The organism is Aquabacterium sp. CECT 9606, assembly GCF_918741295.1.
Taxonomy (GTDB): Bacteria; Pseudomonadota; Gammaproteobacteria; order Burkholderiales; family Burkholderiaceae_C; genus Aquabacterium.
The window spans coordinates 764,760-777,224 of sequence record NZ_CAKKNB010000004.1 but is presented as its reverse complement, the minus strand read 5'-3'; the positions used below and the strand labels follow the sequence as shown (position 1 = coordinate 777,224).

At 62.0% G+C, this 12,465-nt stretch carries 16 protein-coding genes; 6 read left to right on the top strand and 10 right to left on the bottom strand.

Translation table 11 applies throughout. The annotated features are described in order from the left end of the window. Positions 1 to 2: 2 nt before the first annotated feature. A complete protein-coding gene (gene serB, locus LQ232_RS20780; protein WP_230182284.1) occupies positions 3 to 707 on the top strand; it encodes a phosphoserine phosphatase SerB in 705 nt (234 codons plus the stop codon). Between the two features lie 28 nt (positions 708 to 735). On the opposite strand, the gene LQ232_RS20775 is transcribed toward serB, so the two are convergent. The 5 genes from LQ232_RS20775 to LQ232_RS23550 form a co-directional block, all read right to left on the bottom strand. Further along, the gene (locus tag LQ232_RS20775) at positions 736 to 2,139 is read right to left on the bottom strand and encodes an aminotransferase class I/II-fold pyridoxal phosphate-dependent enzyme (RefSeq protein ID WP_230182283.1); all 1,404 of its coding nucleotides are present in this window, start codon (positions 2,137 to 2,139) and stop codon (positions 736 to 738) included. Between the two features lie 95 nt (positions 2,140 to 2,234). Continuing rightward, on the bottom strand, positions 2,235 to 2,732 hold the full coding sequence (gene rraA, locus LQ232_RS20770; RefSeq protein ID WP_230182282.1) for a ribonuclease E activity regulator RraA: 498 nt from the start codon (positions 2,730 to 2,732) through the stop codon (positions 2,235 to 2,237). Positions 2,733 to 2,809: 77 nt separating this feature from the next. Continuing rightward, positions 2,810 to 3,901, bottom strand: a complete 1,092-nt coding sequence (locus LQ232_RS20765) for a DUF748 domain-containing protein (protein ID WP_230182281.1) — start codon at positions 3,899 to 3,901, stop codon at positions 2,810 to 2,812. A 4-nt stretch (positions 3,902 to 3,905) separates the two neighbouring features. Next, positions 3,906 to 4,895, bottom strand: a complete 990-nt coding sequence (locus tag LQ232_RS20760) for an NAD(P)H-quinone oxidoreductase (RefSeq protein ID WP_371820347.1) — start codon at positions 4,893 to 4,895, stop codon at positions 3,906 to 3,908. Positions 4,896 to 4,919: 24 nt separating this feature from the next. Beyond that, positions 4,920 to 5,045: a hypothetical protein gene (locus LQ232_RS23550; RefSeq protein ID WP_256450106.1), complete on the bottom strand. Its 126-nt coding sequence runs from the start codon at positions 5,043 to 5,045 to the stop codon at positions 4,920 to 4,922. 318 nt (positions 5,046 to 5,363) lie between these two features. On the opposite strand from LQ232_RS23550, the gene LQ232_RS20755 reads away from it, so the two are divergent. The 5 genes from LQ232_RS20755 (at position 5,364) to LQ232_RS20735 (ending at position 8,677) form a co-directional block, all read left to right on the top strand. Further along, a complete protein-coding gene (locus LQ232_RS20755) occupies positions 5,364 to 5,705 on the top strand; it encodes a hypothetical protein (RefSeq protein WP_230182279.1) in 342 nt (113 codons plus the stop codon). A gap of 154 nt (positions 5,706 to 5,859) precedes the next feature. Continuing rightward, positions 5,860 to 6,096, top strand: a complete 237-nt coding sequence (locus LQ232_RS20750; protein WP_230182278.1) for a hypothetical protein — start codon at positions 5,860 to 5,862, stop codon at positions 6,094 to 6,096. A 58-nt stretch (positions 6,097 to 6,154) separates the two neighbouring features. Beyond that, positions 6,155 to 6,694 carry a GbsR/MarR family transcriptional regulator gene (locus LQ232_RS20745; RefSeq protein ID WP_230182277.1) on the top strand — a complete coding sequence of 180 codons (540 nt, stop codon included), beginning with the start codon at positions 6,155 to 6,157 and terminating at the stop codon, positions 6,692 to 6,694. Positions 6,695 to 6,758: 64 nt separating this feature from the next. Then, positions 6,759 to 7,247, top strand: a complete 489-nt coding sequence (locus tag LQ232_RS20740) for a thiol-disulfide oxidoreductase DCC family protein (RefSeq protein WP_230182276.1) — start codon at positions 6,759 to 6,761, stop codon at positions 7,245 to 7,247. Between the two features lie 35 nt (positions 7,248 to 7,282). Next, positions 7,283 to 8,677: an SDR family oxidoreductase gene (locus LQ232_RS20735; RefSeq protein ID WP_230182275.1), complete on the top strand. Its 1,395-nt coding sequence runs from the start codon at positions 7,283 to 7,285 to the stop codon at positions 8,675 to 8,677. On the opposite strand, the gene LQ232_RS20730 is transcribed toward LQ232_RS20735, so the two are convergent. From LQ232_RS20730 to LQ232_RS20710, 5 genes are all read right to left on the bottom strand, one after another. After that, positions 8,579 to 9,352: an alpha/beta fold hydrolase gene (locus tag LQ232_RS20730; RefSeq protein WP_230182274.1), complete on the bottom strand. Its 774-nt coding sequence runs from the start codon at positions 9,350 to 9,352 to the stop codon at positions 8,579 to 8,581. The two genes, LQ232_RS20735 and LQ232_RS20730, sit on opposite strands and share 99 nt — an antisense overlap. 71 nt (positions 9,353 to 9,423) lie before the next feature. Then, positions 9,424 to 9,903, bottom strand: a complete 480-nt coding sequence (locus LQ232_RS20725; RefSeq protein WP_230182273.1) for a MarR family winged helix-turn-helix transcriptional regulator — start codon at positions 9,901 to 9,903, stop codon at positions 9,424 to 9,426. 54 nt (positions 9,904 to 9,957) lie between these two features. Next, entirely contained in the window at positions 9,958 to 10,959 is a 1,002-nt protein-coding gene (locus tag LQ232_RS20720; protein ID WP_230182272.1) for an NADP-dependent oxidoreductase, read from the bottom strand. A gap of 18 nt (positions 10,960 to 10,977) precedes the next feature. After that, entirely contained in the window at positions 10,978 to 11,784 is an 807-nt protein-coding gene (locus LQ232_RS20715) for an oxidoreductase (RefSeq protein ID WP_230182271.1), read from the bottom strand. Positions 11,785 to 11,868: 84 nt separating this feature from the next. After that, positions 11,869 to 12,462 (bottom strand): TetR/AcrR family transcriptional regulator, encoded by a 594-nt coding sequence (locus tag LQ232_RS20710; RefSeq protein WP_371820334.1) that lies wholly within the window; start codon positions 12,460 to 12,462, stop codon positions 11,869 to 11,871. Positions 12,463 to 12,465: the final 3 nt, after the last annotated feature.

Sequence of the window (12,465 nt, the reverse complement as noted above, 5' to 3'; positions counted from 1 at the left end):
CCATGAGCCTTGCCCCCGAACACGCCCCCGGCCTCGTCCTCCAACGCTTCACCCCGCCTCTGAAGCTCAGCGACTTCAAGGCCATCGCCTTCGACATGGACTCCACGCTGATCAGCATCGAGTGCATCGACGAGATCGCCGACGCCGTGGGCAAGAAGGCCGAAGTGGCGGCCATCACCGAAGCAGCCATGCGCGGCGAAATCACCGACTTCAAGGACAGCCTGACACGGCGTGTCGCCCTGCTGAAAGGCGTGCCTGCCGAGGCCCTGCAAGAGGTCTACGACCAGCGCCTGAAAATCAATCCCGGGGCACCCGAATTGATCAACGCTGCCAAAGCCGCAGGCCTGCAAACCCTGCTGGTGTCGGGCGGCTTCACCTTCTTTGCAGACCGCGTCAAGGCGCGCCTGGGCATGCACGAAGCACACTCCAACCTGCTGGAGATAGAAGGCGGCTTGCTCACGGGCCGCGTGTTGGGCGACATCGTTGATGGCGAGGCCAAGAAGCAGCACCTGTTGGCCCTGTGCGCCAGGCTGCAGTGCGACCCCAGGCAAGCCATCGCCGTGGGGGATGGGGCCAACGACTTGCCCATGATGAACGTGTCAGGCCTGAGTGTGGCCTTCCACGCCAAACCCAAGGTGCGGGAGCAGGCCATGATCGCCATCAACACGGGCGGCCTGGACCGCGTGCTGGAGGTGCTGGCGATCTAAAAGGCACAGCCTTTCACCAGAGCCCGCATCACCCTCGATTGGCGGCAAATGGCAAGGCCTCCACGGGCGGCTGCACCAAGGGCAGCCCTCCATCGTTTTCAGAGTGCAGTTTGACCAGCATGGCATCGGCCTCTTGCATGGCCAGCGACAGCACGGCCACGAAGGTGTCGATGTCGCTTGGAGCATGGTCGGCCATGACCTGCAGCCTCAGGCGCGCAGCGTCACGCGGCACCGCGGGGTATTCCACGGCATTGGCGATCGCGCCACCCGCCAGCAGGAACCGCGACACCATGCGGCATTGCGAGGTCCCGCCCATCAGCACGGGCACCACGGCGCTGGGCACGCCCATCACGGTGCACCCCAAGGCCCCAAGCTTGGAGCGCAACGACAAGGTGTTGGCGTGCAAGCGCCGGCGGCGCTCGGCGCCCTCTTCAGAACGAACGATCTCCAGCGCCTTGAGCACCACCAGCGCCTGCACGGGCGACATCGCGTTCGAGAAGGTGTGCGGCCCGCAACCAAAGCGGATCGCCAGCTTCAGGCCAGGCTCATTGCTGGCCACGAAGCCGCCATTGGATGCGAAGGTTTTGGAGAAGGTCCCCAGCACCACATCGATCTTGCCCAACATGCCCTGCTCCTGCATGGCGCCCAGGCCTTCTGGCCCCATGCTGCCCAGGTCGTGCGCCACGTCCACCAGCAAGGTGGCCTGGTAGCGGTGTGCCAGTTCCTGGTGTGCCTTCAGGTCAGGCACGTCCGAGTCCATGGAAAAGAGTGACTCGGTGACCACCAGGATGCCGGCCGAAGGGTGGTTTTCGCGCACAGCCATCAGTTGCCGCTCAAGGGCGTGGACTGACAGGTGGTCAAAGGTGTGCACATGCCGGGTGGCCGCCCGGGCACCATCTTGAAGGCATGCGTGGGCCAGCCGGTCAATCACCACGTGATCACGATCGCGCACCAGCGCCCGTATGGCACCATAGCCCGCCGCCCAACCCGTGGGGAACAAGGAGCAATCTTTCAAGTGCAGCCAGTCGGCCAGCTCGCATTCAAGCTGCACCGAGGCTTCGCTGTTGCCCATCAAGGCAGCGCTGCCACCCACGTGCACACCCAACTGCTCAATGGCATGCACCGCAGCTTGGCGAATCAGAGGATGGCTGGACAAGGACAGGTAATCCTGGCTGCCAAAGTTGACGCCTTCGGCCAAGGGGCGCCCGCGCCGGTCCTTGGCCCGGGCCCACGGCAACACCGCGCCCACGATCTGTTTGGAGAAGGTGTCCAGCCCGTATTCGTCGAGGATGTCCCACCCCATGGGCAGGATGCTCAAGCGGCCCAGCAGGGATTCGGGCGCAGCGTTGGATTGACGGCTCGCCACCGATTTGTCCATGAAGCTGACGTAATCAGCCAAGGTGCCCTGCAGTGCCAGATTGAGTTTGTCCATCCCCCTAATCTATTAGCATTTGCGGAAATTTATCACCATGCGGCATACCCTACATGAGGGGTAGCGAAAACGGATAACGCTCCGCATCTACCTCATCAGGTCTTGGCTTGGGGCATCACCACGATGCCATCTTCATCGGCATAGACCCAATCACCGGGGCGCACCCACACGCCCTGGATCTGCACCGGCACATCGGCCTGGCCCTCCTTGCGCTTCTCGGTGGGCCAAGGCATCAATGCCAGCGCGCGGATGCCCACATCGCACTCGGCCAATTCGGCCGAATCGCGCACGCAACCATCCACGATCACACCAGCCCAACCGTTGTTGGCCGCCGCCTTGCCCAGGTTGCCACCCACCAGGGCACGACGCAGCGAGGCACCGCCATCCACCACTAGCACACGGCCATGGCCGGGCGAATCTACCGCTGCTTTGACCAGGGTGTTGTCTTCGAAGCACTTGACCGTGCTGACCGGGCCGCTGAACTTCAGTCGCTTGCCGTAGTCCTTGAAAACAGGTGGCAAGACGCGGAAGGCGCCGTCGGTGTCGTTCTTGTGGTCATCGCACAGGTCGCAGGTCGCAAAGTCAGTGGTCATGGCTTCTCCTTGTCAAAAAAACAAACGTTCAGGTCGATCACACCCGATTGTCTGCGCAAGAAGACGGGCCCCGGCACTCAATGGCCAAACAAGCCCTTGATCACACTGCCCACGCCCTCGACCATGCCCCCCAAGGTGACACCGAGCGATTCGGCCAGGCCCGCTGCTGCACGCACTGCCAGCTGTTCGTTGAGCGAAAACTTCGGGTCGTCCAGACGGCCATCCAGCGAGAACTTCAGCTCGATGCGGCCCTTCTCGGACATGGACGCGATGACCGCACGGCGCGGCACGCCCGCAAAGGTGCCGAGCAATCCACCGCCATCGTTCAACTCAAGTCCCGTCAAGGTGATGACGCCCGGCGCGCGCAAGTGGTTCTTCACCACCGACGCATCGAAGACCAGGTCCAGCGTGCCAGCGCGCACGCCGCCTTCGTTCAACTTCACCAGGTAGGGCTGCAAGGCAATCAAATCAACACCTGCCAGTTGGCCCTTGAGCTGGGCATCGTGCGTGGCAGGCGTGAACTCGCCAGCCACCTTGATCCGGCCATCGCGGTGCGGCCCTTTGACCATGCCTTGCAGATCGATGTGCATGGCCTGGTCCAGGGCCGGTATGGCAATGTGGTCCAGCTCAATGGCCAGCTCATTGATGCGGATGGCATGCGCGGGCTTGCGCACGCTCGCATCGTAGAAGTCCAGTTGCGACTTCGTCATCGACACGTGGCCGATCTGGATGTTGGGCGCGGCCTTGTCCGAGCTTGGGGACTCCTTGCTGGCGGCCGACCCTGGCTTGGCCGTGTGGTCGAACAAGGCGGGCAACACTTGCAGCTTGCCATCGGATGAACGCAACACCGACATGTAGGCGCCCTCGACATCCACGCTGCGCACGCGCCAGGCATTGCCGAACAGGCTCGCCATCTCGGGCACGACGATGACGCGCGCGGCCCGCAACTCGTCTTGTGCAGGCCACCCGACGCGGCTGGCCCGCACTTGAAGGTCGCGCAGTTCGACGCTGGCCCAGCCGACTTTCAAGGATCCCACGGAGGCACCCGGCCCCAATGCCCTTTCGATATTGCCGTGCAAGCGCCGAACCGTCACCTGGAACGCCAAGACACCCAGCACCGCCACCGTGGCCAACACGGCGCCGGCCCGCCACCAGAATCGATGCTTCATGGGGTCACGCGGCACTCACTTGCAGCACGATCTTGCCAATGTGATCACTGCCCTCCATCAGGCGGTGGGCGTCGGCCACCTTGGCCAACGGAAAAACCGCGTGGATCAAGGGTGCGCAACGGCCAGCGTCCAGCACAGGCCAGACCTTGGCTTTCAAGTCAGCCGCGATCGCCGCTTTTTCTTCGGTGGTGCGTGGCCTCATGGCCGAGCCCGTGACCAGCAGGCGTTTGCCCATGATCTGCGCGAGGTTCACATCCTTGACCACGGTGCCGCCCATGAAGGCCAGCAACAACAGCCGGCCATCCATGGCCAGCGAGGCCAGGTTGCGGGCGAAATACGAGGCACCCATGATGTCCAGGATCACATCCACCCCGCGCCCTTGTGTGTGTTCCGCGATGGCTTGCTGAAAATCCCGCTCACGGTGATTGATGACCAGCTCAGCGCCCAATTGCAGGCAAGCTTCGCGTTTGGCCTCGCTGCCCACCGTCACGAAAGGGTGCGCACCGAATTCGCGGGCCAGTTGGGTGGCGGTGGTGCCAATGCCGCTGCCACCACCGTGCAGCAGCACGGTCTCGCCAGCCTTCAAACGCCCCATCTGGAACAGATTGGCCCAGACCGTGAAAAACGTTTCCGGCAGGGCCGCCGCGCGTATGGCGTCATAACCCTTGGGCCAAGGCAAGGCCTGCGTGGCAGGCACCACAGCGTGCGTGGCATAGCCACCCCCGTTGGTCAGCGCACAAACCTTGTCGCCCACCTTGAAGCCAGTGACATCACTGCCCATGGCCAACACCTCGCCAGCCACCTCCAGGCCCAGGAAAGGACTGGCCCCTGGTGGCATGGGGTAGTGGCCATTGCGTTGAAGGATGTCAGGCCGGTTGATGCCTGCCGCTTCAACGTGGATGAGCAACTCACCGGCGGCGGGCTCGGGCACCAAGGCCGTGGCCAGATGCAGCACCTCCGGCCCACCGGGCGCGGAAAAAGCAATGTGGTTCATCTGGCTGGGCAGCGGCATGTTCGGTCACCAATGAAGGTCTGGATCTTTTTTCAGTAAAAATTGCGCGGTCAACACCACCCAGCCCAGCGCGCATTTGAAGAGCGTGGCGGCAAGCGTTGGCTTGGCACAGCGGTTCTCGATCGCATCCATGGCACCACCCTTTTCCAAGAAATCAGGCTACTGACATGATTGTCAAGGCAATGGCCGTGCCAGCCCTCCCCCTTCAGCGGGAATGCCAAAAAGAGGGCAGATCGATAAGATAAACGCACTTTCAAGCTCGGGGCCGGCAGTGATGAGATCACATGCTGCAGTTCATCAACGCTTGAAGACCTTCGCATTCACGGTCGCCGTTGGCCAAGCAGTCTTCAAGCGGAACCCCTCAGCGGCAGTGATTCACTGCAGCCCCCAGCGCGAGGTTCGTGGTTTGCCACTCAAGGCCATCACAACCACAGAAAGCCAGGAGCCAACATGAAGCCTCACAAAATGGGCAACAAGTCAGCCAACGCACCCACGGGGATGTTGTCCTACTTGGCCCACATTGGCCGGTCCATGTTCCACCACCACGACGACGATGCCTCGCAGCAGGCCGAGCGCTATTGGGCGGTCATGTACGTCGATGCCAATGGCGTCTTGCAGAACACCACCGTCAGCGTGGTGGCGGTTCATCCAGGCCTGCGCAGCGTCACCGTGCGTCGTGAAGCCGATGAACAGGAGATCATCTTGCGGGTCAGCAAGATCGTTGAAGCCATCGACATTCGCACCGGGCGCCGCATTGATGTGGGCCACTGGCTGGCTCATCTGCCACGGTAGGTTCTGGCATGCAAGTGTCAGTTCTTTCCGACACTTCAATTGACGAAGCTCTGACAACGCGCGACAACGACGAGGTCTACATTGAAGTTGTGTTGGACCCAGCTTTGACAGCGCCGAACGCCAGTCAGTTCGCCAACGCTGTGGAAAGGAAGCCATGAAAGTACCGTGTTCCTCCTCGGCCGCCCCCTTGGCCCATTTGACAGCCGTCCACCTTTTGGGCCGCATTCTTGAACGCCTGGACCACAACGACGGCGCCACGGGCCGCACCCGTTATCAGTTGGCCATGCGGCACCTCACCGAAGCGCTTGACCGGGTCGAGCACACCTTCGTGGTGCGGCAGGTGCTGGAAGCGAATCCCGCGCCTGCCAATAATGCATTAATGCCGGAATAGAAGTTCATCTTAAATTTCTGTATTGACAGAAATAATAGAAGCATTCCACAATGCTTCCATGAACCTGTCACCCACACTCTCACGGTTTGTATTGCATTGGGGCGAAATGGGTACCCGCTGGGGCGTGAATCGTACCGTCTCGCAAATCCACGCCTTGCTCTACATCCACGGTCGGCCCATGCACGCTGAGGAAATCGTCGACACCCTGGGCGTGGCCCGCTCGAATGTCAGCAACAGCCTGCGCGAACTGCAAAGCTGGAAGCTCGCCCGCCTAGTCCACTTGCCCGGCGACCGGCGTGATCACTTCGAGACCTCTACCGACATCTGGGAAATGTTCCGGACCATCGTGCGAGAACGCGAACAGCGAGAACTGGCCCCGACCATGACCGTGCTGCGCGATCTGCTTGCCGACCCCGCCCTGAGCAAGGAACCCGCAGAAGTGCGTCTGCGCCTCAAGGCCACCCTCGAATTCCTCGAAATCCTGACCGCCTGGAGTGACGAGATGCTGCGCCTGGACGTGGCCACGCTGACCAAGGTGCTCAAGTTGGGTGCCCGTATCAAGAAATTGCTGGGCCGAGAAGCCGACGCCAAGACCTGACATTTTTTTGATCTGAAATTTCTCTTAAAACAGAAATAACAGAATTCATCAGAAGGAAAATATCATGACCACCGCACGTTCCAGCTACCCGCTCACCCTGCTGTACGACGCTTCTTGCCCTGTGTGCCGACTTGAGATGGACGAACTTCGCCACCGCAACGTCCAGGGCCGGTTGGCCTTCGTGGACATCAGCGCCCCTGACTTCGACCTGGCTCAGTACTGGCCAGCGTCCGCCCAAGGCGATACCAGCGGCCCTCCAACCATGCAAGACATGAACGCCGCCCTTCACGGCATCGGCCCTGATGGACATGTCTTCACTGGGGTTGAAACCATCCGGCTGGCCTATGCTGCCGTGGGCCTGGGCTGGTTATGGGCTCCCACCCGCTGGCCCCTGCTGCGGCCCATGACCGACGTGGCCTACCGCTGGTTCGCGCGCCATCGTTACGAGATTTCATCCGCCCTGGGGCCACTGGTCAGTCGAATAGAACAACGGCGCGCACGAGCCCGCATGGCCCGCATGCAGCGATGCCACGATGGGCATTGCGAGATGTAGTCGATCCACGTGAGCATTGCAGGGAGAACACCATCATGAGAAGAAGCATCCTGATCCTCGGCGCCTCCGGCTGCATTGGCGGCGCCATCGCCTCGACCTTGCGGGCTCGTGGTCATCTGGTCACCGAGGGCCGCAGAACCATCGTGTCCGGCACGGCATCCCAACTGCACGTTGATTTCGCCGACGACATCACGCCCCAAGGTTGGGCCCATCGATTGAACACCGCTGGGCGCTTCGACGTGGTAATCAACGCGGTGGGTATCCTGATGCCGAATGAGCGCAACAGTTTTGAACGCATCCATGCTGAGGGGCCTGCAGCGCTTTTCCAAGGCGCGGCGTTGGCCGGCGTGCGACGCGTGATTCAGATCTCGGCCCTTGGCGTGGGGCCCGAGCCCCATCACCTGCAAACTGCTTACGCGCTGACCAAGCTGCGGGCCGACGAGGCCTTGATTGAGTTGGCGCGGCAGGGCTTGGTCGATGGCATCGTGGTGCGCCCCTCCTTGGTGTACGGACCCGGCAGTCAGAGCGTCGCCCTCTTTCAACAGCTGGCCCGACTGCCTGTGGTGGGATTGCCAGGGCTGGGCCGCCAACGCGTCCAACCCATCCATGTGCTGGAACTGGCCGAAGTCGTGGCACGCATGGCCGAACACGATTCTCCCATCGGAAGTTCAAGCGGTTGGGTGCAGGAACTGGCCGGACCGGCTGTTCTGAGCTACCGCGAAATGCTGCACCAGTACCGACGCTCGCAAGGCTTGGGCGACCCAGTGTGGCTGCCAGTGCCCATGCCCCTCATGCGGCTGGGCGCACAACTGGCTCGCCACCTCGACCAGCAAGCCTTCAGCCCCGACACACTGACGATGCTGGAACACGGCAACACCAGCGCGGAGAACGCGGCTTCTTACTGGCTAGGACGGGCGCCCACAGGCATGGAACAGGCGCTGGTGTTGCCGGCCTGGGTGACATTGCCAGACTGGATGCGCCTTGGCCTGCATGCCACCTTGGCATTCATGTGGATCTACACCGCCATGATCACTGCGCTTTGGCCGCACGAGTCCCACGTGCTCGACCTTCTCGCGCGCTGCGGCTTTAGTGGCGATTGGGGTTGGCGCATGATGGCGCTGTCCTGCACGTTCAACACCGCGATGGGCCTGGCGCTGCTGCGCCGCCATCCGGGTGCCTGGACTTACGCCTTGCAGGCTGGTGCCATCATGGGCTACACCGCCACCGCAGCATGGAACATGCCCGAATTGACCATCGACCATTGCGGCCCCTTGGTCAAGAATGTGCCGGTGCTGGCCACCGTCATGTTGCTTTGGCTGAGCGTGCCGCTGTCAGGCCGTGCCGTCCAGGATCAGGCGGGTCACGCCTTGAGGATCGACCCACATGGGCACATGACCCCACTTGGCCGGACTGAGCCATCTCGTGCTTGACGGCAATTGATCACGGCGCCGCGCACCAGGAGTCAACAACCAATCCCGGGTGCCGAAGGCCACCGTCAGTGGGCAGGCGATGGCCTGACCTCCTGTGAAAACCCCCGCGTTGGCCATGGTGGCCTCAAAGCCTGGCGCCAAGGCGAACTCCATCGCCGAGCGAGACGCGTCGCTGGCTGGCATGCGGCGGCTGCCGAATGAGAGCGGTATCGACAACAGCAGCTCTCGCAACATGCCCGACTTCATTGCCAGCTCCACACCACCTGGCGACAGCCTGGTGGCCGCGCGCATGAAACCAAAGAAGTGCTTCACCCAAGCCGCCGGATGCTCCTTCCAAAGGCCCGCCGGAGAAATTGCGACAACCGAACGGGCCCGACCCAGACGGGCCACTTCCAAGGCCATCCAGCCACCCAGTGAGTTGCCGACCACATCAACCGGCCCATGGATGCCCATGGCGTCGAGCGTGTCCAACAAGGCCCGCACCAGGTTCGGCACGGTGGGCTGCACACCCATGGGCAATGCAGGCGTCTTGCCGAATCCCGCGGTGTCGAAGGCCAATACCCAACGGTGCTTCGCCAACTGGTCCAGCACCGGTGACCAGGCAAAGCTGGACATGCCAATGCCGTGCAGCAAGACCAATGGTCGCCCTTCACCTCGCTCTTCACAGTGCCACATCAGGCGGTCCTTTTAGTCAGTCGTGTCGGATCTGCGATTTGTTCTCAAACATAACAATTTACCAGATTCAATCAGGGGCACGACAACTTGTCGAGCAGCGTCAGCAGTTGCTGGCGCTCTTCTTGTGTCAAGCGGTGGGCGGCTCGTTGGTCTTGTTTGAGCACAGCCTGCTCGATCTGCCGCAAGTCTTTCTTGCCCAGTGGTGTCAGGGCCAGGCCGTAGGCGCGTCGGTCACCGGGCACTGCCAGGCGCTCCACATAGCCCATCTCGGACAGGGTGTCGATCAACGCCACCACGCCAGAACGCGCAATGCCCAACACCTCGGCCAGCTCCGTCAGCTTCATTCCTTGGTTGCGGCTGATGATCACCAGGGCTGAAAAGCGTGGAGGCGTGATGTTCCAGGCTTCAAGCGCAGGCAGGAAATCGTTGTAAATCGCGATCTGCGCGCGGCGCACACCATAGCCCACCAGCGAATCGAGCACGCCATAGTCAATGCCCGGCACGTGCGGGTTGAAGCCGCTTTCGGGCGATGCGGGGGCCGAAGGTGTCATGGGCGCTTCCGAGTTGAGGTCAGCGCCCATTATTGCGGCATGGTCACCTGAGGCTCAACGCACCTTGATGACGACCTTGCCCCTGGCACGACCGGATTCGACATATGCCATGGCCTCGTTGGTTGATTCGAAACCAAAGACTTTGTCGATCACGGGGCGAATGGCGCCAGCCTCGATGAGGCGGGTGATCTCACGCAACTGGTCTCCATGGGCTTTCATGAAGAGGAAGGAGTAACCAACGCCCAGCTTTCTTGCCTTTCGCCGGACGGACGAACTGAGCAAGCGCATCACCAGCCGCACGAAGCCGGGTGCGCCAATGGCCTGCCCGAACGCCGGATCCGGCGGCCCTGAAATGGAGATGAGCTTGCCGCCCCTTTTCAATACGCACAGGGACTTGTCGAGCGTCTTGCCGTCCTGGCTGTTGAGCACAACGTCCAGGTCGCGCAGAACGACTTCAAAAGCCTGCGTCTTGTAGTCCACAACGACATCCGCGCCCAGGCTCTTCACCAAGTCGATGTTGGCCGTGCTGGTGGTCGTGGCCACGGTGGCGCCCAGGTGCTTGGCCAATTGGATGGCAAAGGTGCCAACGCCGCCAGAACCCGCCTGGATGAAGACCTTCTGGCCCTTGGTCAGCTTGGCCTTTTCAACAAGCGCCTGCCATGCGGTCAGGCCCACCAAGGGGATGGACGCGGCCTCTTCCATCGACAGGTTCTTGGGTTTGAGCGCCAGCGATGATTCCTTGACGGCGACGAACTCGGCGAAGGTACCGATCCGGAAATCATCGGTGCGGGCATAAACCTGGTCGCCCAGCTTGAACTGCTTGACGAGCAAGCCCACCTTGACCACCACGCCCGCAACGTCGTGGCCCAACACGAGGGGCATTTGGTAAGGAAGAATGAGCTTGAACTCGCCCGCTTTGAGCTTGGAATCCAGCAAGTTCACGGCGGCAGCGTGAACCTCGACCAGGACCTCGTCATCGCGCAGCACTGGCGTGGGAATGTCTTCCTTGGTCAAGGTGCTGTTCTTGCCGTAGCGCTTCAGGATGAATGCTTTCATGGCGTTTCCTTGTCAGCTTCAAAGGCGCAGGTCTTTGCGAATGCCGGAATCCAGCACACTGGCTGGCGCAAACCGGCGCAACAGGCGCATGCGGCTTGCCAGCCCGGGGGCGTAGCGCGCATCGGGGCGATCCGCCAGGGCGGCCTTCAACACGATGTCGGCCACCACCTCGGGGCCATCGGCGCCAACGAGCACTTCTTTCACCCGTTTGTCCACCCGGGCGCGGACATCGCGGTACACATCGATCGGCGCGTCAGGCTTCATCAGGTTGGCGTCAAACGGGGTGTTGATGTAGGCGGGCTCAACGACTGAAACGCGGATGCCCAGGGTGCGCAGCTCGTGGTCCAGCGCTTCAGAATAGCCGGCCACCGCATGCTTGGTCGCAGAGTACAAGGCCATGTAGGGCATGGGCAGGAAGCCCAGCACAGAGCCAATGTTGATGATCCGCCCGCTGGCCTGCCGGCGCATGTGGGGCACGACGGCACGCGTCATGCGGACGATGCCGAAGAAGTTGGTGTCGAAAATGGCCTGAGCCTGTTCGAGCGAGCTCTCTTCAGCGCCTGCCGGGGACACACCAAACCCCGCGTTGTTGACCAGCAGGTCCAGCCTGCCCTCCAGCTGCATCAGTTTTTGCACGGCGGCATCGACGGACTCATCGCTCGTGACGTCAAGCGGCAGCATCTCGAACAGGCCTTTGCTGTTCTGACCACCACGTCGGCTGGTGCCATAAACGGTGTACCCCGCTTGAGTGAGCCGCTTGGCCGTGGCTTCGCCGATGCCCGACGAGGCACCGGTGACGAGGGCAATCTTGCTTTTCATGTTCATGGTGTTTCTCCGGTGTGAAATGCATTTCACATGACGATCATCATGTGTAAACGCGACCAAAATGGAAAGACCTTCATCAAGGCTTCAATTGCGGGTGGGAAGCAGGTGTTTGAGCGCGGCTTCGCGCAGGCTGTCGGACAACGCAGGCTCATCGACAGCACGGGCCAGCACCAGGGCCCCGACCATGGTGGCGATCGTGACGAGCGCGCGCTCATGGGCGCCTGGCTGCCCCCAGTCAGGAGACTGCCGCGCCAGAACATCGACCATTTCCTTGATGTGCCGGGTGGTCACGCGACGCACTTGCGGCGCCTGGCGAGAGGTTTCGGAACCCAGCGCGGCCAGCGGGCAGCCCATTTCAACGCCTTCGGCGTGTTCCTTGGAAAGGTAGGCGCGAAGCATGCTGGCCAGGGCCCTGTCGGCAGGCAGGCTGCTCACCGCCTGGGCGGCGGCCGCTGCCGACTCTGCACAGGCCTTGGCGGCGGCTTCGGCCAGCATGGCCTCGCGTGAATCGAAGTGGGCGTAGAAAGCGCCGTGCGTCAGGCCCGCTTCTTTCATGAGGTCAGCCACACCGGTGCCTGCATAGCCGCTGCGGCGGATTGCCTTGGCGGCCACGGAGACAATGCGCTCGTGTGTGGCCTCTTTGGCGGCAGCTCTGGCGTTGACTTTGGCACTTCGCATGAC